The sequence below is a fragment of the Paenibacillus sp. FSL R10-2788 genome (assembly GCF_038003885.1).
Classification (GTDB): Bacteria; Bacillota; Bacilli; order Paenibacillales; family Paenibacillaceae; genus Paenibacillus_AQ; species Paenibacillus_AQ odorifer.
In genome coordinates, this window is record NZ_JBBOQA010000001.1 from 563,652 (window position 1) to 587,534 (window position 23,883).

Genomic DNA, 23,883 nt, shown 5'->3' on the forward strand with positions numbered 1-23,883 from the left:
GTAGATTGATGCGGAGTAGAATGAAGCAAATGCCGCATCAAAGGAGTGTTACCCCTCTCTATGAACAACATGGAAACTAAGCACACAGTTACTAGTTCAAAGCGTGTCCGTAAAACCTCAGTGCATCGCAGAAATTTGCGCATTGCTACCTGGGAAGGTGTGCCATCGACCATTTTCCAGGTACTGCTGCAAGGGCAGTTTCTAACAGGATTCCTACTATATTTAGGAGCCACTTCAAGTCAAATTGGATTTGTGCTAGCGCTTACCACCTTGGTTAATGTGATGCAGATCGGGGTAGCTTTTTTGATTCAGAAGCTGCCAAGCCGCAAATGGGCTATGGTTACTTTTATCGGCCTGCATAGGATACTTTGGAGTTCTACGGGGCTAATTCCGTTTATTTTTCCTAAAGAGTATTGGGTCATGGCTTTTATAGCCTTATATACTACTGCATTTATTGCCAATACGGCGGGTGGTGTGCTGTGGAGCTCTGTGATCAGCGATCTTGTTCCAGCACGTGTACGCGGACGTTATTTTGGGATTCGTAATACGTTCCTGAATGCACTCGGTAGTCTGGTAATGTATGGTGGGGGTATCGTTTTGGATCGTTATCCCGGGAGCCATGGCTTTCTGATTCTTTATATTGTTGTGTGGATCTTCGCGATCTCTAACGTCGTTGTATTCTTTTTTTATCCCGACGTGCCTTTCGAGAAATCGGAAGAACATAAATTTTTGCCGATGTTTAAGAAACCGCTTAAAGATACTTTATTTATGAAGTCTACTTTGTTTCTGGCCGCCTGGTTGCTGCTGCAGAATCTAACTGTTCCGCTATACTCGTATGTCATGTTGCAGTTACTTCATATAAATTATGAAACGTTATCACTACTTAATGTGTCCCAGACTCTTTTTATGATGGCCAGTTTCTACGTTTGGGGCAATCTAAATGCAAAATATAGCAATAAACGTCTGTTGTTCTTTACGTTGCCGATTATTGCCTTGTCCTCTTTAATGTGGGGACTCTTGTCTGTGTTGCCGATGCTGTTGGTGTTGTTTGCCGCTCATATTGTTTTTGGTGTAGGTGTAGGCGGTTTCAACCAGCTGGCGTTTAATTTTATTATTGGAGACACGCCGAAAAAAGAACGGCCTATGTATATGGCGACCTATGCGGCGCTTACGGGTTTATCATCCTTTTTTGGTCCGCTTATCGGGGGACAGTTGTATGAAAAAATTGCGCACTGGCCGCAATGGACCCAAGTATACGGTATGCAGTTGGTAGTGGGAACGCTTATGATCGCTCTTGCATTCCTGCTGGGCCGTCGTATTCTAAAGGACGAATAGAAGTAAAGGGGACTATTCCATGTTAAGGATTGCGTTGGTATTAGGAGCTACTGGATTAGTAGGGAAAGCGGTTACGGAGGAATTGCTGAATCATGAAGGTTGGGGTGAGGTGAGAGTGCTTGTACGGACTCCATTAGCTTTAGAACATCCCAAGCTTAAGCAAATCGTTGTGGATTGGGAGAACCTGGCGGAGTATAGCGATTCGTTCGAAGGCGTTCATTCCATCTTCTGTTGCCTCGGGACTACGATCAAGAAGGCAGGCTCACAAGAGCAGTTCGAACGTGTCGATCTGGATTATCCGCTTGCAGCTGCTGCTATTGCGAGAGATCACGGTGTTAAACAGTTCTTGGTTGTTTCATCCATGGGGGCAGATGCCAAATCGCGCAATTTCTACAGTCGGACTAAGGGTAGAGCAGAGGAAGCGTTAAGCAATATCGGTTTTCAAGGGCTGCATTTGTTTCGGCCTTCCTTGCTGCTGGGTCATCGTGAGGAATTCAGACTGGGAGAACGCGTCGCGGCTAGATTGATGAAAGCACTGGAGTTTGTAATGGTTGGCAAAGCGGCTAAATATCGTGCCATACCTGGTGTAACTGTGGCGAGAGCTATGGTTAACATTGCCTCTGCTGACACGCATGGTTTGCATATCTACACGAATGAAGTAATACATGTGATTGGAAAACGATAAGTTTTTCGGGCTGCTAATAAATTTGCATTACGGTGAGAACAGGACTTACAATGGACAATAAATGATCAGCGTTTAATGGAGAGGGGTAACAAGATGAGTAAAAAACAAGTAGCTACTACAAAAGCACCTGGAGCCATTGGTCCTTATAGTCAAGCCATTACCACCGGTAGTTGGGTATACACTTCAGGACAGCTGGGCCTTAATCCAGAGACAGGGAATTTGGCTGAAGGCGTTCAGGAACAAGCTCGTCAAGCACTTAGCAATGTACAAGCTATTCTTGAGGAGGCTGGTGCATCACTGGATCATGTAGTGAAGACCACTGTATTCCTAAAGGATATGAATGATTTTGCAGCAGTTAATGAGGTTTACAGCACCTTCTTTAAAGAACCTTATCCTGCCCGCAGTGCCATTGAGGTTGCCCGTCTGCCAAAAGATGGCCTTGTTGAGATCGAAGCGGTAGCGCGTAAAAAATAAATATGATTTCGCACTTCTAAATTAATCTACAAAAAAGGCAGGCTCAGAAGGATCACCTTCTGAGCCTGCCTTTTTATATTATCGAGCGGACGATCAGTATCTGCTGTATCTTCTGCGGCGTGGTGTGAGCAATAGCCAAATGCTGTAGAGCAGCAGAAGACCTGCCGTTATTGTGCCCGTCACAAAGACTGCATTAGCCTCTCTATGTTCCAGGGCAATCGCGATGAAAGCCCATACGAAGACCAGAGGATAGATGCTGTCTCGGTTAGGATAGCTGACTAACACCGCAAGCAGTGTCCCCACGCAGAGCATGATCACAGCCCAGGTTATCCCGCTAAGTCCAAATCCATCCCAATGATTTTTCTCTAGAACAACGCTAACATTCACGATAGTAGCCACAGAGATCCAGCCAAGGTATATACTAAAGGGTAGCTTGATCAACCATTTCTCACCTGAAGTAGGTTTTGCGATCTGGCGCGATTTGCGATAGATAACAATGATTGAAATTAACATTAACACCATGGCAATCAATGAAAGCTCGATGTATAGATACTGCCAGAGGAAAAGCCAGCTCATATTAAAAACACAGCTCAGGATAAACCAGAACGAAATAACTCGTACAGAATCCCTAGAGCTTGTATAGGAGCGGAATTGATAAATAACGAAACCGGCTAACAATAAATAAATCAGCGACCAAATGGAGAAAGCATAGCCAGCAGGAGTCATGTAAGTCTTATATTTGTCAGAGATTTCTCCTGTACTGTTTCCGCCCAAAGGCAAGGTTACCGCCAGCACATTTACGATAATTACACCCACAAAGAATACGAGGTTCCACCATTTATAAGGATTATAACGTCTCAAATAATTCACTCCCTAGCTTTTTTAATAGGGTATTGCTTATTTAGAATATACCCCTTTTTGGCACAATTAAGACTATAAAAAGAAAAGAAGTGACTAGTGAGTCATAACATTCTTGGATAGCAGGGCAGTAGTGCGGGGTATTTTAAATGAATCAAATTACTGGGTGTTTCTATATCCTTCAACTTTATTTCATAAAAATCTACAGAAAATATGCAGAAATGTTTTTAAATCAGCGCTTTTTCGTATAAGATGAAGAGATGAAGATTCAAGAAAATATAAGTTTTGTCCTAGTTCTTTATCCTTATATTTACCGCAGGAGCGCATCCCCTCTCTAAAAGAGGAAGAGGCGGCTTCTACTTGTATAGCTTCAAAATTTATTTCTCGCGGAAAAGGTTGCAGTTACCCTTCCTGATGGTGGGGGGCTGGTTCTTTTTTTGCTTGCTTAAAAGACAGGAGATCACCGATGACTAAGCATCTGTATGCAATATGGTTAGGGGACGTTTTATTTTGCTTCTCTGGCGAAACTTCGGAGCCGAAGGTTGACGCTTGGACTCGCGTAGTGAAGCGGATGGAGCTACAGGGAGGAGTGCGTCCTTTTGCAACTGCTGCTCTGCGTCTGGCAGAAGTGAAATATCCGGCTCCCCCTGTAGAGGGGAAGCCAGCCCGGCGCGGATTGCCCGGACGAACGTTCGAAGGGCTCGCCTTGGTTCCTAGCGATGCATTTCAACTGCTTCTGGCATGGGATGAGACGTTATGCCGAGATCAGGGAGTGGAGCCAGGCGGCGAACTGCGTTACTGGGCAGCAGCGGCACGTTTTGCGCTGGAGCTGATGGGTACAGGCGGGATTACGCCGGGAGCCTTGCCACCACGCCCCGTGGGCTCACGTCGCCGCGGCGGAGAACAGGCGGCGACAGTCTGCTGGTCGCCAGCTTTCCGAAAGCAGGAGGACAAAGAGATCTTTTTGCAGCTGGCAGCATCCATGCCTGTTCTTGCACTAGGAACGCATATCGCAGAGGCAGGGGATCTATCCTCTCGCGATGAGGCTGGAGCTTATGTGCTTTACTCCTTTATGCAGGCTGTAATGACTGCTGAGATAAAAAAGGTAATTGCGGGCATTGAAAGTGAGTTAACCCCTTATAAAGCAAATTATCGCCGGGGTTATTCTCCTTTAACTGAACTGTGGTGGAATAGCCTTCTCACTGGAAGCCGAGATATACCCGTGCAAGGAACTCCAGCAGAGGTGACGGACCTTTTGGTCACTGTGAACGAGACCGCTGGCAGCGATGTGCCACATTCAGAGCCAGAGGAAGCGCGGAGCGGGCAGCTGGGTCTTGGGCTACGGCTGGAGCCGCCAGAAGACAATAATGAAGTCTGGCGGTTAACCTTCTGGGCGGAGAATAAGGAAGAAGGGGAATTCTGGTTTCCCGCCAAATCGATCTGGAGCAGTAAGGAACGAGAGTTTACGTTATGGGGGAAACGCTATCGCAATATCCAGCAGCAGCTGCTTATAGCGCTGGGCCGGGCTGCGAAGATATCGCCGGATATCCAGCGCGCTCTTGCTAAGCCTGCGCCTACGGGGGCAGATTTGGAACCAGAACGTCTTTATTTCTTTTTGAAGGAGACGGTGCAGCAGCTGCGCGATCGGGGAATAACGGTGCAAATGCCTTCGCGCTGGAGCCGTGAAGGACGCCGCCGCATTGGCATGAAGATGAAAATGCAGCCAGGCGTGAACGGGGGCGATAGTCCTGCGCCCGCGGCTCTGGGTATGGAAGAGCTGATCTCGTTCCGTATTGAGGCCTCGCTTGGAGAAAGTGCGATTAGTGAGGAAGAACTAAACGCATTAGTAGAGGCTGGCGTACCTTTTGTACGTTTCCGCGGGGAATGGATCGAGATAGATCCTAAAGAAATCCGCCAGGTTCTTAGATATATGAAACGCCATGAAAACGGAGAAATGACTGCCGCGGATTGGATGCGCCTAGAAGCCGAGGATGGTGAAGATCGGCTCTGGAAAGGAATGTCCGTCACTGGGATGGAGACATCCGGGCTGTTGGCATCGCTTATGCGCGGAGATGTATTACGTAATCTTCCGGTGCGTCCCGTACCTGAAGGTCTGCATGGAACTTTAAGACCTTATCAAGAGCGGGGTTATCAGTGGCTGGCCGAGCTCAGTGGTCTGGGTTTTGGGGTATGCCTCGCCGATGATATGGGTCTAGGTAAAACGGTGCAGGTTATCACCTGCCTGCTGGACCGGGCGTTAAGTGCTCCCCCTGAAGAGAAGCAGGAGCCTGTGCTGATTCTCTGCCCAACTTCGCTTCTTGGCAACTGGCAGCGGGAGCTGCAGCGCTTTGCTCCTTCGCTTAATGTACACATACATCATGGTGGACGCCGTGTTCGGGGAGATAGCTTCTTAGAACTGGCAACCAGTCATGATATCGTACTGACGACCTATCACTTGGCAGGGCGTGACAGCGAGGATTTAGCTAATGTTCAGTGGTCAACAGTGGTGCTGGATGAAGCTCAATATATTAAAAATCACCGTACGAAGCAGGCGCAGAGTGTGATGAAGTTATCAGCGCCGCATCGCATAGCTATGACGGGTACTCCGGTAGAGAACAGACTTGGCGAGTTATGGTCTATTTTCCACTTTTTAAACCCGGGCTATTTAGGAACCTATCATTCCTTCCGGCAGCGTTATGTGTCTGGGGAGGGTGGGGAGCGTCTGCGGGAGCTGCATCGCTTGGTATCACCCTTCCTGTTGCGGCGTCTGAAGAGTGATCCGGATATTTCTAAGGATTTACCGGAGAAGCTAGAGTTGAAGTCTTATTGCCCGCTGACCGAGACCCAAGCTGCCCTGTATCAGGGTGTTGTGGATGAAATGCTCGGCGTGATCGGGGAGAGCAGTGGTATGGCTCGCCGTGGACTGGTGTTATCCTCTCTGACGAAGCTGAAGCAGATTTGCGATCATCCTCAGCTATTCCGAAAAGAAGAAGGTCGCAGTCCGCGTAATGAACATTCCGGTAAAATGGAGGTTATGTTCGAGGTGTTGGACAGTATTGCTGAAGTTGGCGAATCTGTGTTGATCTTTACGCAATACGTAGCGATGGGTGAGCTGCTGGTGAGCAAGCTTACTAAGCGTTATGGTACATCGCCATTGTTCCTTCACGGAGGGATTCCAAAACGAGAGCGTGACGAGATGGTGCATGATTTTCAAGAGGGCAAGGGTCCATCCTTCTTCGTGTTATCTCTTAAAGCGGGCGGAGTAGGTTTGAACTTAACCCGGGCCAATCATGTTATTCATTACGATCGCTGGTGGAATCCGGCAGTGGAGAATCAGGCGACAGACCGGGCTTTCCGAATTGGACAGGATAAGAATGTTCAAGTTCATAAGCTGATTTGCCAAGGAACACTGGAGGAACGTATTGACGAATTAATTGAGCGGAAGAAAAGCCTTTCGGAGCAGGTTGTTGGTTCTGGTGAAACATGGTTGACCGAGATGTCTAATCATGAACTGAAGGAGCTTATTGAACTGCAGGATCAGGATTGGATGTAAGGAAAGATATGAGCAATACGGAGGGATCAAACAATGAGTGAACTGTTAGAGATGCGGCTGGAAGTTGTGCCTGGATTAGTAAAAGCAGCATGGACGACTTCGCCCGGGAAAGTGACGGGAGGGTCACGGGCAAAGGGTGAATGGAATGTCGGTACTTCTGCTGTTCCTCAGGGACAAAGACCGGAGCGACCTCTCTCTCTGAAGGTTCCAGTATGGCATGCTGCCCGTAGAAAAGAAATATTGCGGCGTCTGGCGCTAAGTCCGGATGAGGTATTTGCATTGTTGCAGGGGAGATTAACGGGTGGGCTGGCGGAACTGGATCTTCTGCCTACAGATACAGAGCTGGAGCAGGCCCTCTTTGAGGGTGAAGGGTTAGAGGATCAGGCGGAGACTCTGCAGCTTATAAAAGAACGACTTGCTGAAGAACCGCTGCTGGCGCTTTCTCTGAGAGGATTTACTAAGGGAGAACTCCTGGATGGAATATTTGCCCTTTGGGCTGAAAGTGATATAGCCGCCGATGATTCTGAGACAGAGGCAGCCCCCGTTAGTGAGCTTGCAACGGAATTAGCACGGCTAGAGCGCAAGGGCCCCGCAATTTCCTCTGGAGAATGGCTTGCAGAAGCGGCTGCTGAAGGTTCGCTTCACCAGCCGGGACCGCAGTTCCATGAGATTACGGCTAGGCCATTTCCTTCATCGCCGGTAGTAGCAGCGGTAACGGAAGACTGGGGAGCTTTGCTGCCTCAGACACCTAAGGCGCTAGAAGGCCTAACTTTGATTATGAATCGAGTAGCAGAAGCTGCTGCCCGTCGAGCAAGTAAGGCGTAATTAAACAGCAGTGGAGTGTAGAGAAGCCGCATCCTATCTGAGGAGGCGGCTTCTTTGTGTAAAGCTTCTGTAACCTTTTACTATTAAACTCTGTTTATGATTATAGAATAGAAGGAAATGGAAAAAGGAGGATTTCATTTGAGACTATATGCCGTTTTTGCCCCGATAATCATTGCCGGGTTATTTCTGCAATCCTGCATGGTAAACGATAAGCTTGGTTTAGATTCGAGTATTGGGACAAATACCGCTGAGCTGAAGACGGATATGAATTCTTTGCGGGGGTATCCTGCTAAATTTAGCATGAATGACATAAAGCATGGGTGGGGAATAGACGAGACTGGATTATGGACTACGAACGATGGAGGGAGTAGTTGGTACCATCCGGACAGCAATATCGTTCCTATTCCACAAGAAACAGGCATCTTTGCCGCAGCAAGCTTTTTCCTGAATGCCACAAATGGCTGGATTATAAGTAGTCATGGTATGGGTCAACCTGTCCTGATCTATCATACCTCTGATCAGGGCCAGACCTGGAAGGAGACAAAACTTCCCGTCACGGAGGATTGGGAGCAAGGATACAGTGGCGGATTTATTCATTTTATCGATGTGAATAACGGGTATGTGCTGCTGGATTCAGAACCTGGTCTCGGGATGATGGAGAAATCCTTGTATCGCACGACAGATGGCGGGAACAGCTGGAAGCGAATCGGAAATCTAACGGGGAGTATTAAAGCCTATCCAACAGGGATGACCTTTCAGGATTCCCGGAATGGCTGGATCACCTCCAGCAACCATGGGCAAGAATACATTTTAACGTTCAGAACTTCGGATGGCGGGAAGAGCTGGAAGCCGGAACAATTAAAGAAGCCGGCTGCTATGGCAGCATTTACTTACAGTAATAGTTATCCACCTAAATTCTCAGGCAAAGACAATATGAAAGGCATCCTGCCGCTGGAGATTGTTGACGATGGGATTCGAAGTATGGTGTTTTACACAAGTGATAACGGAGGTAGGACATGGAAGCCGGGCCCTCAATTGCTCGGTACTGAGGCGGTGAGAACAACATGGCTGAACGCTCGGGAAGGTTGGGCCTTGCAGGAGGGTGGTAAACTGGTGGCGACTGTCAACGGGGGTGTAAGCTGGAGGATAATTGCTACTTCGCAGCTATTCACAAAGGCAGAGAATATTCAGTTTGTTACGCCGAAAAACGGTTGGCTGGCGGGTCCTGAATTTCTACAGACCACTACAGATGGTGGCGTTACATGGAAGCCTTTGGTTGGCAAGCCTTGAGGCTGAATACAGCGGAATGCCGGATGTAATGATTAGCCGTTGAGGCTTAGGGACCCAGGGGGCGTTATTCACACATTTACCGCCTATCCAGCATGTTTTCGGACTCCAGTGCAGCTATTTCATATAAAAGGGCACAAATCTGGTGTTTTTTATGTCCATAGCGACTTTGGGGTCCGTTATTATGCAAAATGGAGGATTATTCTGTGAATAAGATCGGCTGGGTCCGATAACACCTTGCTTCGGCGACGAAGGGTATCGATCAAACGGCCTAATCGATTAAAAAGAAGGGGGTGTCCCAGCAGCCATTGTCATGGCTTATGAGACATCCCCTTAATTTTTGAGAAATGTAGAAATATGAAAGCTTAAACCTGCCCGCCGGCAGGGGATTCCCCTTCTGCAAGTTCCAGAATCTCACGGCGCAGGCGCAACATTTTTTGATCCAGTTCATCGGCGGCGCGTGCGGCATCCTTCAATTCCTCAGCAACATGCGAAGGGAGCTGTTTATCGAATTTATAATACAGAATATGTTCCATACTTGCCCAGAAGTCCATGGCTAGGGTTCGCAGCTGTATTTCTGCTTTGACCCAGCGTGTTCCTTCCAGCAGGACGAGCGGAATTGCGACGATAAGATGCAGGCTTTGATACCCATTCGGCTTGGGATGGGCTATATAATCTTTGATCTCCAATACGCGAATGTCTTCGCGTGTGCTGAGGTGATCAACCAGACGGTAAATATCTTTAACAAAAGCACATACAATCCGCATACCTGCAATATCGTGAATGTGCTGCTCCATATTTTCCAAGTTGAACTCGAAACCTTTGCGCTCCATCTTTTGAAGGATGCTCTTGGGTTCTTTAATTCGGCATTTAACATGTTCGATGGGACTGAAGCCGTCACGGACCTGCCATTCCGTTTTGATCACATCGATTTTATTCTCAAGATCATTTAGTGCATGGCGATAGAGTGCTGGCAGAGACTTAAACTCATTGATAAGATTTGTGAAATCCTCGTTATCCTGCCAATGTTGCAGATCCTTAACGTGTACCTGCATCTGTTTTAGCGTAAGCTGTGTGCTGTCATGTTCTTCCACTGAAACTCTCCCAATTTCGTTATTTGTGATTAATTCTATTTTAACCGATGTAGAACCCCTGACGCAAAATAACGTCTGAAATCAGTGAAAATAAGAATTTATAGGAACATTCTCCGCTAAATCGCGTATTAAAGCACATTAATGAATCTGTTCGATACATTTGGTATGATAGAATCACGTATCGCTGGAGAGGGAGGAACTGTAATGAGTTTTATGAAACGAATCAAAGATAGTGCGAGCCGGGTTACTGAAAAAGCACAAAGCTCTGTTGAGATTGGCAAGCTGAACGGGCTTATTTCCGATATTGAACGTGAGATGGAAGTGGAATTCACGAAAATGGGCAGGCTTTTTTATGAAGGGTATCGCACTAAGGATATGTCGGTAGCTGAAGGCAAAATGGTAGAGCTGGCACGGACCTGTTCCAAACTTCAGGAAAAAATCGAAGTCCAACGCGCAAGGATTGCTGAACTGAAAAATGAACGGTTATGTTCTTGCGGCAATGTTGTGGCGCTCGATGCAAACTTTTGTCCAAAGTGTGGAAGTAAGCTGGAGGAGCTAACCACTTCAAGAAAGATTCCTTCACCGCCCGTATTCGTCAAAACTGTGGATGAGGACGAAGAGGATGAGGATCAATACTATGGTGCAGATGAGCTAACGGATGAAGAGAAGGAGATTGCAATGAAGCTCCATCCGCAAAGTATGGTGTATTCTGAGATCCTGCCTTCAGAGGATGATGAGCTGCCATTGGAGGAATATGCGGCGAACGAACATGACATTGAACGGGATCGCAGACATGCTGATCAGCTGGAACGGGAAAGACAAAGACAGCTTGAGCTGGATCGTCGCATCCGCGATTGGAATGCGAATGAACATCAGGAGGAGTCCGCAGTCACCCAGGACAGTGGTGTACGTGATATGATTAAGTGTCAAATCTGTCGGAATGAATTGCCAAAGGGCTCCTTATGGTGCCCGCGTTGTGGATCGGAGCAAATATAGTACAGATATCAGTCAGCTTAGGGCTTAGGGGGACAACAAGATGGAACAGCTGCTGCTGCATCTGCGCAATCTGGGCTTCACGGAGATGGAGTCCAAAATCATGGTCGAGCTTGCGACTAAAGGTCAGGCTTCTGGCTATGAGGTTGCCAAACAGCTCGGAGTTTCAAGATCAAATGTGTATGCGGCGCTTCAGCGCCTAACACAGCAGGGATATGTACGATGTGGTGAAGGAGAGCCTGCGCGGTATAGTGTTCTCAATCCAGAGGAGCTGGCGACGATGATCTCGGGAAGAGTTCAAGCTTCGCTGGCTTATATGGAAAGTGAGATGCCTCGCGGGGGGCCTGTTAGTCCTTCTTTTTATAATGTAGAGGGCGACCGCAATGTAATGGGGGCGCTGATTCGCCAGCTTAACATGGCAGAGCAGGAGATTGTAGTGGATATGTGGCGCGAGGAAGCGTCGCTTCTGCGGAGCGAACTTGAACAGGCCGAACTGCGTGGCGTTAGGCTTTTATGGGCTTTTGACGGTGGCAATGCTGCTGCTGCCTCTTACCCGGTATGGCCGTCATTCGGAAAAGATTCGCAGCGGGCGGATGGACGGAAGTTCTCATTTGTGATCGACCGGAGCTGGTGTATGCTGGGGATGCGTTATGATGATGGATCCGCACAAGCAGTGGTAACAGAGCACCCGGTGTTAGTGGAGCTGCTGTTGAATCATTTTACACAGGAAATGGTCTTATTCGAGCTGGAGCAGGATATGGGCGCAGAATTAGTAGAGCGTTATGGAGAACGTTACAGCAAAATTCATAGCAAATATGTTATGTATGATCAAGGCGATGATGGGGAAGAACAGGCGCAGTAGTTATTATCATAGGGAGGTGAGAAGCATGGAATGTATCGTTCATTTTGAAGTGGTGCACAATGATGGTCCTAAGAAATTGCGTGGACTATTGTTTCTGGATAAGGGAGCATCTCCTGGAGAAGCAGAACTGGTCGAAATGTTTAAGGATATGAATTTTAACGTGAGACTGGAAGACCGCGAGAAATTGATTTTTAAACCGGTAAATCCGGGAGATTTCTTGGAGATTCGAATTACGGGTTATGATAACGGTCAGGAAAAGAGCAAGGATGATCATAATTTAAAATCGATCGTTGGAAATTTATTGCCTCAGAAGCCGACAGGCCTGTAATGTGGGGAGAATGGATTTAATGATGGGAGAAGGAGGAGCACTATGGAGCTGTTGAGACAAAAGGTATTGAAAGAAGGTATTGTACTCGGGCAAGGAGTGCTCAAGGTGGATTCTTTTCTGAATCATCAGATGGACCCCTTCCTGATGCGCGAGGTTGGCCGTGAGTTTATCCGCCGGTTCGCTGGCGAAGAAATTACGAAGGTGCTGACTATAGAATCCTCGGGAATCGCTCCGGGGATTATGACAGCATTAGAGCTGGAGGTTCCGTTGATTTTTGCCCGTAAGCAGAAATCGCTGACGCTGACAGAAGACATTTACGTGGAGAAGGTATACTCCTTCACGAAGAAAGAAACGAATGAAATTACCGTTTCGAAGAAATTCATTGCTCCCGGAGAACGGGTGCTGATTGTTGATGATTTCTTGGCGAATGGTGAAGCCGCCTTCGGACTTGCCCGTATTGTTGAGCAGGCGGGCGGAAGTGTGGTTGGAATTGGCATTGTGATCGAAAAAGCGTTCCAGCCAGGGAATCGGCTGCTGCAGGAAGCGGGATATCGCGTAGAATCACTTGTGCGTATTGCTTCACTGGAGGACGGAAGAGTCACTTTCGTGGAAGACGAGGAAGAGCCTCTTGTTTGAGGCTTTAGGAATGAATGCTCAAACAAAAGCTATAGGATATACAAAACAGCAAGCGAACTGGTAATGAACCAGTCGCTTGCTGTTTTTTGTGTGTATGGTATGCACGGGTCAGGTTACCCGTTGCTGCCGCATGCCGCTGCAGTGTCGACGGGCAGCTGTACGCTGTCCGCCGCCAGCGGCGAGAGCACCCGCAGCGCCCCCGGCTCGCAGCGAACGGCCAGCGGCCCTTTGCCCAGGCTCTCGCCGTCGCCGATCGCAGGCCGGGCCTCGGCAAAGCCTACGGCTACGCTACGTCCGCGTAGCATAGACACGAAGGGCAACGCCACATGCTTGCCCTTCAGTACCGTAGGGAACAGCCGCAGCAGCTGCCCGCGGCTGCACCCGTGCACGACGCAGACGTCGAGCTGGCCGTCATCGGCCTTTGCCTGCGGGCAGATCAAAAGCCCGCCGCCGTAGCTGGGCAGGTTGCAGATCGAGACCAGCCATGCCTTCTCGAAGGCATGCTCCGTGCCGTCGCAGACTACACTTACCCGGCAGGGCTTGAACGTCATCAGCGTATGCAATATGCCGATGATATACGCCAGCTGGCCTGCTCCAATGGCATTGCACAGCCGTTTGTAACGGCTGGCATTCACATTCTCAGCCACCTGAGCATCAAAGCCGTTGGCAACGGCTGTTACGGTCAGTCCGTTTGCTCCTGAAAGCAGGTCTGCTTCGATATACCGCTCACTAAGGGCGGCCTCCAGCGCGGCTTCTATCGAAAGCGGGATGCCGAACCCCCGGGCGGTGTCGTTGCCGGAGCCGGCAGGAATTACGCCCATGGGGATATCTTTACCGCAAAGTGCACCCAAAATGCTATGGAGCGTGCCGTCACCACCGATTACAATCACAGCTTTCCAATCCTCGCGATGCTTTAGTGTATTTAAAACAAGGGCTTCTGCACCCTCTACGCTGTGCGTAAACAAGGACATGAAAGGCAGCGAACGCTCCTTCATGAGCGCCTCTACAGTATGCCAGGTCCGGCCGCCTGCTCCCCCGCCGGAACGTGGGTTTATGATAAATAGATACATATAATTTCCTCCAGCCTGTAGAATTCCATTGATGCCCTTTCTACATTGTAAGGAGTGGATGGGCAAAAGGGAATACTTTTCAGCGATCAGAAGGGGCTGCTTTTTGGGGGATTACAGATGGCGAATCTGACTTTCTGCGATATCACCTGCCCAAGGGAGTTTGTACCACCTGCCACTTAAGGCATGGTAGATCATTAGCAGCCACACTCCAAAGCTGCAGAGAGAGACGAGTGCACTCATCAAGGGACCGAGGAAAGGGACCAATCCGGTTAGAACGTGGAGGATCATCAGCACTCCGAAGGTAATCAGTGATTGCAGCGAATGGAACAGCACAAAACGGCTGCGTTTCTCCAATGCGAGAAAGACGACGCCGCCGAGAAAAGGGAAAAAGTAACACAACGCGCCCGCTATATTATCGGGCAATCCGGTAGATGATTTAAAAGGGGACAATAGGCTCACTCTCCTTCTGCTTGGAGAAGAAGGGGCTTGATTGTTCGAATCCTTCTTCCTTACAAGCCTATGACTTGTCAGGAAAAAGTATGTTTAGCTCATTGAAGGGAGAACATACTTTTCAAGCAGCTTGCGTGGGTTCTTCCAGTTGTTTGTCTTGCTCTCTGCTGTAAAGACCACGACAGTATCCAGATTGGGGAAGAGCAGAATCTGCTGCCCGCCATGCCCGTGGGCGAGCTTGTAGGGCTGCCCGCTCATCGTACCGATCCAAAACTGATATCCGTAATCACCAAACGCTGGATATCCCTTAGTTTGAGCGGTAAGTGCATCCTGCAACCAATGCTCTGGGATGATTTGCTGCTCTGCAAACACTCCATTATTCAGCAGGCAGATTCCGAATTTAGCCATATCCCGAGAGGTTAAGTGCAAGCCGATATGGCCCATGCTATGTCCTTCGGGACTAGGTAACCAAGCGGTATTAGCCATTCGGAGTGGAGTAAATAAATGCTGTGCTGCATAGGAAAATGCATCAAGACCTGTAGATTCACTAATCATCATCGAGATTAGATGTGAGTCGATGCTTCGATATTGGAACTGGCCGACATGTTCTGGAATAATGTTCAAGCTAAGGCCAAAGGAACCCCAGCGGCGGCTGCGATGGAGGTTCCGGACGAGAGGTTCACCGAGCTTCTTCCCTGTGATCCAGCTAAAGCCGGAAGTCATGGTAAGAAGATGACGGAGTGTGATTTTTGAGAGATGTGGGGAGTGAAGGTATGGAATATGCTTGTGAAGTACCTCAGATACAGAAATATGGAGATCAGGCATCTCGCCACGGTCGATAGCGATTCCCGTAAGGACACTGACAAAACTTTTGGTAGCAGAACGGAGATCATTTAATGCTCCAGCATGATGGTCGTTATAATAACGTTCGAAGATAAGGTTGCCATGGCGCACAATAAGTATGCTATGCATCTTGGGATATTCTTTTAGGATAGCTTGATGGGCTTGTTCAAGACCCTCCCGGCGTGTAGCTGTGTCCTCTGGCGTTGCGGTAGTCATTACGGGAATTACAGGCTGGGCCATAACGATCTCCTTCTCATTTGTTGATAAATGCAGTTTCACTTGCTGTATTGGTTATTGTATTTTAACCAGTTTGGAGACATATGACTTACGAAGAGAGTTGTAAAAAAATAATATTTTCCAAATAGTACATTTTACAAGGAAAGGTGGAAGTTAATCCGGAATATGATACAATATAACGATAAGGCCCGAAAGGAGTGATTCAGTAAGTGGCTCTTCGGGTAATAAAAGTGTCAAGGAGCTATCGTTCATCAGGCGTCCTTACTCTCAGCCCAAATCACGACGAACCTGCTTCACCGGCAAGGCGGTGTTTCAAAGGCTAGACATAGCTTTAGATTCCACGTTTTGACGGATAGTGCAAGCCACGTATGTGTAATGGATACTTCACTTGCATTCGAGGTTACGGCGTACTTTTCATCATGCATTCTCTACAACGGAGCATTCATTTTCAATGTTTTGGGAGGGAACTGATCATGGCAAGTAAAGGTCATAACGAAGTCAAGGAAAGTCTACGGGAAATGACACGCATTTTCCGGCCCAAAGATCCCAAGAAATTCGTAAAGGAGTACGTCCGAAAGTATCGGATTACAGGAGGCTATGAAGAGGAACTGACCATGGTCGTGGAACACGAGTTGGTACGGATGAATTCATCCGTCTCCTAGCTAACAGATACGATTGTCACTTGCTTAAACTTTAGACATCATTTTGAGTAATAACATCCACGAGGATTCTTATAAACCGTGCCCGAGCAACTTTTGTTGCTGGAATCGGTTTTTTTTGTATGCCCATTTACGAATAAGGAAGAGTCTTCCTCATAGAATAGTCAAATGAATTAATAGACACATTTTAAAGTGTATGCGCTTTCATTATTATTTTTTATTTGTTTGCGTTTTCATAAAATGCTATCAAATCCAGATGGGACAAGGGTTTATTGTGTCGAAAATTACAATGTGAACTAGTTGTGAACGATTGACAAAACTTTCCCTTAAACTTATATTAATAGTGATTGTTATAATTGACAGAAAAAAACAGGAATCTACGAAATCGGGAAAAGCGGGGTAGATCAATGATGAAAACGTGGCAGGCTGTAAAGCGACTCCTTCCCATGACCGCTATGTTTGGACTCTTTCTTGCCGGGTGCGGTCGTGAGGACTTGTCAGTACTCAGACCACAGGGACCTGCAGCAGACAGATCTTACGGATTAATGGAGCTGTCGATCAGCATTATGATCGTGGTGCTGCTGATTGTCTTTACGATTGCAGCTTATGTACTGATCCGCTTCCGCAGAAGACCGGGTCAGAATGAAATCCCTGAGCAGGTTGAGGGCAGCATTAAACTTGAGATTCTCTGGACAGTTATTCCGCTTATCCTTGTTGTAGTACTGGCCGTGCCAACGGTGAAAGCAGTGTTTGCCGCTGGAGATGATCATTCCAATGACAAGAATGCGATCAAGGTTAAAGTAACCGGCCACCAATACTGGTGGGAGTTTGAGTATACCGATTATAAGGTAACTACAGCACAGGATCTGATTATTCCGGTGGGCAAAGATATCGCCTTTGAACTGGAAACTAAAGATGTGCTGCACTCCTTCTGGGTCCCTTCTCTTTCCGGTAAAATCGATACCAACCCAGCTGGAACGATTAACCGCTTTAGCTTTAGTGCGCCTAATGAAGGCGTTTACCGTGGGAAATGTGCGGAGCTATGTGGGCCTTCTCATGGATTGATGGAATTTAAGGTGAAATCAGTTAGTGAACAGGAATTTCAGAAGTGGATTGATTCGATGAAAGCGCCTGTCGCTGTGCTGCCGGAGGATCCTGCTTTAGCTGAGAAGTTCAAAGCGGCATGTCTGACTTGCCACGCTGTAGGCGATCAAGGGATTAATAATGCGCCGAACTTGACCGGAATTGGTTCTCGGGAGTCGATTGCTGGAATTCTGCTCAACGACGACACGAGGGAAGATGGTGCGCCGATTGAAGAGAATCTCAAAACCTGGCTGCACGACCCGCAATCCGTAAAACCAGGCAATCTGATGCCTAACCCCAAAGATCTGGGCCTGAGTGATGCTGAGATTGATGGCATTGCAGAGTATCTGGCCAACTATAAGCTGGACTAATGCCTTAGCCTAAAGGCGGGCGGAACTTTCGAAAAGGGGGGACGAACTTTGGCTCAAGCAGCGCATACCTTGAATTCATCCAAGCCTCTGGGGCACGGCCACAGTGTGAAGCGCCATACAGGACTTATGGATTGGCTAACAACCGTCGATCACAAAAAAATCGCGATTTTGTACCTATGGGCCGGAGGATTATTTTTTGGCATCGGGGGAATTGAAGCGCTTCTGATTCGCTGGCAGCTCATCAAGCCGATGAATAACTTTTTGGATGCACAAACGTTTAATGAACTCATAACCATGCATGGTACGACGATGATCTTCCTCGGCGTCATGCCAGTCATCTTCGCACTCATGAATGCCGTCATTCCGCTACAGATCGGTGCACGTGACGTAGCCTTTCCTTTTCTAAATGCACTTGGTTTCTGGACCTTCCTGTTCGGCGGGATTCTACTGAATCTTAGCTGGGTTATGGGTGGCGCTCCTGACGCCGGGTGGACCGCCTACACCCCACTATCTACGAGTACATACAGCACTACACACGGTGTAGACTTCTATACGATCGGCTTACAAATTGCCGGATTAGGGACCCTCATCGGGGGGATTAACTTTCTAGCCACGATCATTACGATGCGTGCACCGGGAATGACCTATATGCGGATGCCGATGTTCGCCTGGACCACATTTATCACTTCCGCCATTATTTTGTTTGCTTTTCCAGCAATAACAGTAGGTTTAGTACTGTTGACATTCGACCGGATTCTCGGAGCCAATTTCTTCGAAGTTGGAGCCGGAGGAAGTCCAGTGCTATGGCAGCATATCTTCTGGATATTTGGTCATCCGGAAGTTTACATTCTCATTCTGCCTGCCTTCGGGATTATTTCCGAGGTCATCCCAACCTTTTCGCGTAAAAGACTGTTCGGATATAGCTCCATGGTGTTTGCAACCATCTTGATCGCCTTTTTAGGCTTCATGGTCTGGGCTCACCACATGTTCACAACTGGACTTGGACCTGTAGCTAACGCGTTGTTCTCCGTATCAACGATGTTAATTGCGGTTCCTACCGGGATTAAAATTTTTAACTGGTTGTTCACGATGTGGGGCGGGCAAGTACGTTTCACAACCCCTAACCTGTTCGCTGTTGGATTTATTCCTACCTTCACTATGGGGGGAGTAACTGGAGTGATGCTGGCGTCCGCACCTGCTGACTTTCAGTTCCATGATACGTATTTTGTCGTAGCGCATTTCCACTATGTTATTGTTGGTGGCTTGGTGCTTGGCCTGTTCGCAGGTCTGCACTACTGGTGGCCGAAGATGTTCGGACGGATGCTGAGTGAGAAGCTGGGCAAGTGGACTTTCTGGACGTTTATCATCGGATTCCATCTGACCTTCTTTGTACAGCATTTCCTTGGGCTTATGGGGATGCAGCGCCGCGTATTTACTTATTTACCTAATCAGCAATTTGATTTCCTGAATCTAGTCAGTACCATCGGTGCAGGACTTATGGGTGTCGGTATGATTATTTTCTTGGTGAACATCTTCCTGACTTCCAGAAAACCAGCGGATGCAAGCAATGATCCGTGGGAGGATGGACGTACATTGGAATGGACCATTCCTTCACCGCCGCCAGAATATAACTTCAAGCAAACACCTCTTATTCGGGGGATTGATGCCTTCTGGAAAGAAAAAGTAGCAGGGAATAAAGGCATGACACCAGCAGAGCCGGTGGGCTCAATTCATATGCCGTCGGCAACGATTTTACCGTTTACGATGTCTATCGGAATTTTTATCGCTGGGCTTGGCTTTATGTTTAGCCGTGATGAATTCGGCAATGCTTTTATGAGCTTCCTGTTTAATAATTATATCGTTACAGCCATCGGTCTTATTATTACATTTGGATCCATGCTGATGCGTTCGCTGTATGATGATCACGGATGGCATATTGAACCTGAAGAGCTGGAAGGAAGTGAGCGGACATGACAACGGCACATGCAGAAGCTTCTAAGGATACCTTTCCGCACGAGCCGGAAAAAGCTACGCTCGAAGGACGCAACAAGGTTCTTGCCTTTTGGTTGTTTCTAGGCGGCGAAGCGGTATTGTTCGGCACGTTGTTCGCTACTTTCCTCGCACTGCGTAATCAGACGAATGAGGGGCCTTCGGCGAATGAACTGTTTCACCTGCCGCTTGTAGCCGCTGCAACATTCATCCTGCTGGTAAGCAGTCTGACGAGTGTATTCGCTATTCAAGCGATGCACAGAAATCGGCCGGCACTGCTACGGAATTGGCTTTTAGTGACTGTAGTCTTAGGTTTAGGTTTCCTGGTTTTGGAGATCTATGAGTTTACTCAATATGTAAGACACGAAGAATTCGGAATGACCACAAGTGCATTCAGCTCGGCATTCTACACACTGGTAGGATTTCATGGTGCGCACGTAGCCTTCGGGATCGCTTGGATCTCCATCTTGATCGGGCAGCTCGCCCGCAAGGGGTTAACGGTAGTTACTGCACCAAAAGTGTATGTGTCAGCCATGTACTGGCATTTTATCGATGTGGTATGGGTCTTCATCTTTACGGTTGTATACCTACTCGGAAAGGTGGGCTAGGCACTATGACGACGGATCAGCATATGCCAGATAGCGGCGGGTATAAGCAACGTCATCGGCATGAAGGACCACAGAAACATATTGTTGTCTTTATTTTCTCCATTGTCTTAACATTGATTGCTTTCGCCGCTGTTGCGGCTGGGGGAGTAAATGCAACCTTTGCGATTATTTTGCTGCTGGTAATGGCTGTTCTTCAGGTGATTGTACAGATGGGCTTCTGGATGCACCTAAAAGATAAAGGGCATCTTCTGCCGATTCTCTTCATGCTGGGCGGCTTCTTTATCGCTGGGACCTGTATTGTTATGTCGCTGTATTGGGTTTGGTGGAACTAACGGACAATAATGAAAGAGGTGGGCTGCGATGCCCCCTCTTTTTGATGTTTAGATATAAGAATTCCTGCGCTAGGAGGTTGGGATTATGCTGGGATTAGAATACTTTAGCTTTGCTGAACTATGGAGTCCGCTTTTTCTAGCGGTAATGCTGCTGCTGACAGCAGGTTATTTTGTGTGGATTGGTCCGATTGCTGGGCGTTATGCCGATTCAGTTACGGTGCCATTTTGGCGTAGAGCGTTATTTGTCTGTGGGATGCTTGCCCTTTATCTGGCACAAGGAGGACCCATTAGCCTTTTAGGGCATATGATGTTTTCCTTCCACATGGTCAGTATGGCCTTGTCTTATCTGGTAGCAGTGCCGCTGATTATGCTTGGAATTCCAGATTTTATCTGGCGCAGGATACTAAAGGTGAATCCGCTTCGGCGGTTATCTTTTTTAGCTCATCCAGTGGTCGCTGCCCTATTGTTTAACGGACTTTTTTCCTTGTACCATATTCCTGTTATTCATGATTATGTGATGTTGCATTTTACTGTTCATCGTATTTATTACATTATTTTGTTCCTGACCTCTGCTTTAATGTGGTGGACGCTGATTAATCCGCTGCCGGAACATCGTATGGCGAGTGGGCTTGGGAAGATTGGGTTTATTTTTCTGAACATGGTATTGCTGACGCCAGCTTGCGGGCTGATTATATTTGCCGATCATCCGCTCTACGCCACTTACAGTGATCCAGAGACTTGGGCGCGTGCTATGGGCTATTGTATCTCGGGTGACCCCACTGTTTTACTTCAGAATTTTGGAGGTCCTGCATTCTTTGAAGTGATGTCGCCGAAGGTGGATCAACAGGTGGGAGGCATCGCGATGAAGTTCATTCAGGAATTTATTTTTGCCTCTATGCTTGCTTATGTGTTCTATCATTGGTATAAAAAAGAGAACGGACAAGACGACGATGAATTGTCGACGCCATCCTCAACACTTCAGGAGAGCAACTTGAACCGTGCATAACTGGTAGACTGCCGAGGGGGAGAATCATGGATATTTTCACAGTGTTCCCGACCATTAGTACGTCATTCATCGTGCTCAGCGCGGTGCTGGTGGCTATAGGTTGGTGGCTCATTATCAAGGGCAAACGCGAGGCGCATAAGAAAACGATGATTGCTGCCGCTATCGCTGCGCTGCTGTTTTTTATTGTTTACGCATCGAGAACGTTGTTTGTGGGGAATACCTCATGGGGCGGTCCGGATGAACTGAAGACGATTTATCAAGTGTTTCTGATCTTCCATATCGTCCTGGCAACCGTAGCTGCGGTATTCGGACTTACTACGTTAACTCTTGGTTTCAAGGCGAAGTATTCCAAGCACCGTAAGTGGGGCAGAGTGACATCGATAATTTGGTTTATCACAGCGATTACAGGCGTTATGGTGTACGTGCTGTTGTATGTTTTGTATCCAGGTGGACACACCAAGCCGGTGTGGGAAGTTATTTTGGGTGCGTAAAATAAGTGCTTGAATAGAGCACAGAGTTTAGTGCGTTGAGCGAATGAACAGCACTAGAGTAGCAGAGTCGTAAATAGTTATGAAATAAGCCTATATATCTGCATGTTCCTGAGTAGGGATTGCGGGTGATGGGCTTATTTTGGTTTGTAGAGCTTCGGGATCTGTCCTGAAATTGAACGAAGCTAGCTCGAAAAAGACGTAATCAGGGAAAACCTCCCTGAAAATGAACGAAATTAGCTAAAAAAGGCCATAATTAGGGAAATCCTCCCTAAAATTGAATGGAATTAACCCAATAACAGAGTAATAGCTGAATTTTTAGGGAGGAATTCCCTAAAAGCTCGTAATCTAAGCTCTATTTGGCTGATTTTAGGGAGTTTTTCCCTAATGTTTCTATTCCGTCCGGCAGTCGCCCATATCCCACACCTGAAACTGCACTAGCAGCCGAAACGGTATCCCACACCTGAAACCTGAACCAGTCAGCAGCCGAATCAGCACCCCGCATCTGAAATTGCACCAGCATCCGAACCAGCACCCCACCCTCGAAACCGGACCATCCGCCGCGCCCGCATCATACCCCCGAATCAGCACCACAGCCGCACCAGCACCCTAACCCGAACCAGTATCTGCTCCGCCACCCGCCTCTCTCAACGCACATCACACCAACACGTTGCATAGAAGCAGAGAGTGAGCTCTTACTAATTCATTCCACTGAATGAATTATCTAATAAACTCAATTATCCCAGTTACATTCGCCCCGTAGCATTCTGCCTCAATTCCCCCTCAATTCCCCCTCATTGTAGTTAATCTCAATTAATAAGCGTTACCTAACGTCTGAGAGTGTCTTCATAAGCTTGAAGTATGAGGTTGCCCAAACCGCCTATTTCTTTTGAATAATTTCCAGTTACAGGATTGACAATGTAAAATTAAGGTCATATACTGTGTATATAGATATATACAGTAAGCACAGGGATATGAACACCTGCTTCTGCTAGACGCTGAAGACATTGTAAAGCGAGGTTAGCATTGATGAGAACATTAAAAGATTCATGGTTTATGTTGCGCTCTGATTTTCGCGGAGACAAATTAAAAATATTAGGGACCCTCGTAATAACAGTTGTTTTTATGAGTTATCTTGGTGGACTGACTAGCCTGATAGCAAATGATGTACTAGGTGAGCAGGATCGGACGATGCTAGCGGATTTCTTATTTCTCTCCTTTATCCCCTTATTGGGATTAACATTCTCTCGCCGCTCCATGAAATATTGGAGTGAAGACTCTTACACAAAAATGTTGGTTTACTTACGGACTTTACCGATTCCAGCTGCAGTAATATTATCGCGGAGGAAACTTCAGGGTGTGGGCTCCTTTACACTAAATGGTACGTTATTCTTCGGTATTATTTACTTGTTAGGAGAGAATTTCCGGACAGAACTGGCGGTTCCTTCGTATATAGCTTTTGCGATTACTTGGCTCGGCTTCGGATTCATGGTCTCGGGTCTATATATTTTTATTGAATATCTTTTTAGCGGCAAAGCTTATCTATGGCTAACATTGCTTATCGTAGTTTTATCGTGGGCAACATCGTTCTTAGTTACACTGGGCGGAGGCAGTTTGTTCTTATACAGTATCTCCTATTCAAAGGAGTGGGGGTTGTTATCTCCGATCATGTGGGGGTCACTTCTGCTGGGGACAATATCTGTGCAATTATTCTCTAAATGGACTATACATCGGCTGAAAAGTCGCAATCTCGTATAAAAAATCGGAAATGGCAAGGACTGCGCTCTAGCACGCTAGAGTGGAAGGCGAGGTGTAAA

Annotated in this window: 24 protein-coding genes; 18 read left to right on the plus strand and 6 right to left on the minus strand. The window is 47.5% G+C overall.

All coding sequences use genetic code 11. The annotated features are described in order from the left end of the window. Window positions 1–60: 60 nt before the first annotated feature. The 3 genes from NSQ50_RS02500 (at window position 61) to NSQ50_RS02510 (ending at window position 2,494) form a co-directional block, all read left to right on the plus strand. A complete protein-coding gene (locus NSQ50_RS02500) occupies window positions 61–1,335 on the plus strand; it encodes an MFS transporter (protein WP_051491245.1) in 1,275 nt (424 codons plus the stop codon). A gap of 19 nt (window positions 1,336–1,354) precedes the next feature. Beyond that, window positions 1,355–2,020 carry an oxidoreductase gene (locus NSQ50_RS02505; protein WP_076103876.1) on the plus strand — a complete coding sequence of 222 codons (666 nt, stop codon included), beginning with the start codon at window positions 1,355–1,357 and terminating at the stop codon, window positions 2,018–2,020. A gap of 93 nt (window positions 2,021–2,113) precedes the next feature. After that, window positions 2,114–2,494 (plus strand): RidA family protein, encoded by a 381-nt coding sequence (locus NSQ50_RS02510; protein WP_036682524.1) that lies wholly within the window; start codon window positions 2,114–2,116, stop codon window positions 2,492–2,494. Between the two features lie 93 nt (window positions 2,495–2,587). Here the strand turns inward: NSQ50_RS02510 and NSQ50_RS02515 are convergent, their stop codons facing one another. After that, a complete protein-coding gene (locus NSQ50_RS02515; protein WP_036682522.1) occupies window positions 2,588–3,355 on the minus strand; it encodes a TspO/MBR family protein in 768 nt (255 codons plus the stop codon). A gap of 463 nt (window positions 3,356–3,818) precedes the next feature. Between NSQ50_RS02515 and NSQ50_RS02520 the strand changes: the two genes are divergently transcribed. The 3 genes from NSQ50_RS02520 to NSQ50_RS02530 all read left to right on the plus strand — a co-directional run bounded on the left by NSQ50_RS02520 (window position 3,819) and on the right by NSQ50_RS02530 (window position 9,020). Continuing rightward, window positions 3,819–6,905 carry a DEAD/DEAH box helicase gene (locus NSQ50_RS02520; RefSeq protein WP_036682521.1) on the plus strand — a complete coding sequence of 1,029 codons (3,087 nt, stop codon included), beginning with the start codon at window positions 3,819–3,821 and terminating at the stop codon, window positions 6,903–6,905. A gap of 33 nt (window positions 6,906–6,938) precedes the next feature. Beyond that, complete coding sequence (locus tag NSQ50_RS02525) at window positions 6,939–7,730, plus strand: hypothetical protein (RefSeq protein ID WP_076223409.1); 792 nt, start codon at window positions 6,939–6,941, stop codon at window positions 7,728–7,730. A gap of 138 nt (window positions 7,731–7,868) precedes the next feature. Beyond that, window positions 7,869–9,020: a WD40/YVTN/BNR-like repeat-containing protein gene (locus tag NSQ50_RS02530; RefSeq protein WP_076223407.1), complete on the plus strand. Its 1,152-nt coding sequence runs from the start codon at window positions 7,869–7,871 to the stop codon at window positions 9,018–9,020. Between the two features lie 362 nt (window positions 9,021–9,382). Here the strand turns inward: NSQ50_RS02530 and NSQ50_RS02535 are convergent, their stop codons facing one another. After that, a complete protein-coding gene (locus NSQ50_RS02535) occupies window positions 9,383–10,072 on the minus strand; it encodes a GTP pyrophosphokinase (protein ID WP_051491247.1) in 690 nt (229 codons plus the stop codon). A gap of 243 nt (window positions 10,073–10,315) precedes the next feature. On the opposite strand from NSQ50_RS02535, the gene NSQ50_RS02540 reads away from it, so the two are divergent. From NSQ50_RS02540 to NSQ50_RS02555, 4 genes are read left to right on the plus strand one after another with little or no spacing between them, the layout of a single operon-like run. Next, a complete protein-coding gene (locus tag NSQ50_RS02540) occupies window positions 10,316–11,107 on the plus strand; it encodes a zinc ribbon domain-containing protein (RefSeq protein WP_036682517.1) in 792 nt (263 codons plus the stop codon). A gap of 40 nt (window positions 11,108–11,147) precedes the next feature. Next, on the plus strand, window positions 11,148–11,966 hold the full coding sequence (locus NSQ50_RS02545; protein WP_036682516.1) for a TrmB family transcriptional regulator: 819 nt from the start codon (window positions 11,148–11,150) through the stop codon (window positions 11,964–11,966). A 25-nt stretch (window positions 11,967–11,991) separates the two neighbouring features. Continuing rightward, window positions 11,992–12,294, plus strand: coding sequence for a hypothetical protein (locus NSQ50_RS02550; protein WP_038568522.1), 303 nt, complete (start codon window positions 11,992–11,994; stop codon window positions 12,292–12,294). A gap of 42 nt (window positions 12,295–12,336) precedes the next feature. Next, window positions 12,337–12,930, plus strand: a complete 594-nt coding sequence (locus NSQ50_RS02555) for a xanthine phosphoribosyltransferase (RefSeq protein WP_076101352.1) — start codon at window positions 12,337–12,339, stop codon at window positions 12,928–12,930. Between the two features lie 113 nt (window positions 12,931–13,043). On the opposite strand, the gene NSQ50_RS02560 is transcribed toward NSQ50_RS02555, so the two are convergent. The 3 genes from NSQ50_RS02560 to NSQ50_RS02570 form a co-directional block, all read right to left on the minus strand. Beyond that, complete coding sequence (locus tag NSQ50_RS02560; RefSeq protein ID WP_052096739.1) at window positions 13,044–14,000, minus strand: diacylglycerol/lipid kinase family protein; 957 nt, start codon at window positions 13,998–14,000, stop codon at window positions 13,044–13,046. A 111-nt stretch (window positions 14,001–14,111) separates the two neighbouring features. Next, window positions 14,112–14,450 (minus strand): DUF4870 domain-containing protein, encoded by a 339-nt coding sequence (locus tag NSQ50_RS02565; RefSeq protein ID WP_036682511.1) that lies wholly within the window; start codon window positions 14,448–14,450, stop codon window positions 14,112–14,114. A gap of 93 nt (window positions 14,451–14,543) precedes the next feature. Beyond that, entirely contained in the window at window positions 14,544–15,533 is a 990-nt protein-coding gene (locus NSQ50_RS02570; protein ID WP_076223405.1) for a serine hydrolase domain-containing protein, read from the minus strand. A gap of 470 nt (window positions 15,534–16,003) precedes the next feature. On the opposite strand from NSQ50_RS02570, the gene NSQ50_RS02575 reads away from it, so the two are divergent. The 7 genes from NSQ50_RS02575 to NSQ50_RS02605 all read left to right on the plus strand — a co-directional run bounded on the left by NSQ50_RS02575 (window position 16,004) and on the right by NSQ50_RS02605 (window position 22,069). Beyond that, window positions 16,004–16,192, plus strand: coding sequence for a hypothetical protein (locus tag NSQ50_RS02575; protein ID WP_019913840.1), 189 nt, complete (start codon window positions 16,004–16,006; stop codon window positions 16,190–16,192). A 404-nt stretch (window positions 16,193–16,596) separates the two neighbouring features. Further along, complete coding sequence (gene coxB / locus NSQ50_RS02580; protein WP_076101356.1) at window positions 16,597–17,643, plus strand: cytochrome c oxidase subunit II; 1,047 nt, start codon at window positions 16,597–16,599, stop codon at window positions 17,641–17,643. A gap of 126 nt (window positions 17,644–17,769) precedes the next feature. Continuing rightward, entirely contained in the window at window positions 17,770–19,617 is a 1,848-nt protein-coding gene (gene ctaD / locus NSQ50_RS02585; RefSeq protein WP_051491246.1) for a cytochrome c oxidase subunit I, read from the plus strand. Continuing rightward, window positions 19,614–20,240 (plus strand): cytochrome (ubi)quinol oxidase subunit III, encoded by a 627-nt coding sequence (locus NSQ50_RS02590; protein WP_076101357.1) that lies wholly within the window; start codon window positions 19,614–19,616, stop codon window positions 20,238–20,240. Before ctaD ends, NSQ50_RS02590 begins: the two co-directional genes overlap by 4 nt. Window positions 20,241–20,245: 5 nt before the next feature. Continuing rightward, window positions 20,246–20,572, plus strand: a complete 327-nt coding sequence (locus NSQ50_RS02595; RefSeq protein WP_036682505.1) for a cytochrome C oxidase subunit IV family protein — start codon at window positions 20,246–20,248, stop codon at window positions 20,570–20,572. Window positions 20,573–20,657: 85 nt separating this feature from the next. Then, window positions 20,658–21,578: a cytochrome c oxidase assembly factor CtaG gene (ctaG, locus tag NSQ50_RS02600; RefSeq protein ID WP_076101359.1), complete on the plus strand. Its 921-nt coding sequence runs from the start codon at window positions 20,658–20,660 to the stop codon at window positions 21,576–21,578. 26 nt (window positions 21,579–21,604) lie between these two features. Next, window positions 21,605–22,069: a DUF420 domain-containing protein gene (locus NSQ50_RS02605; protein WP_076223402.1), complete on the plus strand. Its 465-nt coding sequence runs from the start codon at window positions 21,605–21,607 to the stop codon at window positions 22,067–22,069. A 352-nt stretch (window positions 22,070–22,421) separates the two neighbouring features. Here NSQ50_RS02605 and NSQ50_RS02610 read toward each other — a convergent pair whose 3' ends face one another. Further along, window positions 22,422–22,589, minus strand: a complete 168-nt coding sequence (locus tag NSQ50_RS02610) for a hypothetical protein (RefSeq protein WP_179087745.1) — start codon at window positions 22,587–22,589, stop codon at window positions 22,422–22,424. A gap of 506 nt (window positions 22,590–23,095) precedes the next feature. On the opposite strand from NSQ50_RS02610, the gene NSQ50_RS02615 reads away from it, so the two are divergent. After that, window positions 23,096–23,824: a hypothetical protein gene (locus NSQ50_RS02615; RefSeq protein WP_051490929.1), complete on the plus strand. Its 729-nt coding sequence runs from the start codon at window positions 23,096–23,098 to the stop codon at window positions 23,822–23,824. Window positions 23,825–23,883: the final 59 nt, after the last annotated feature.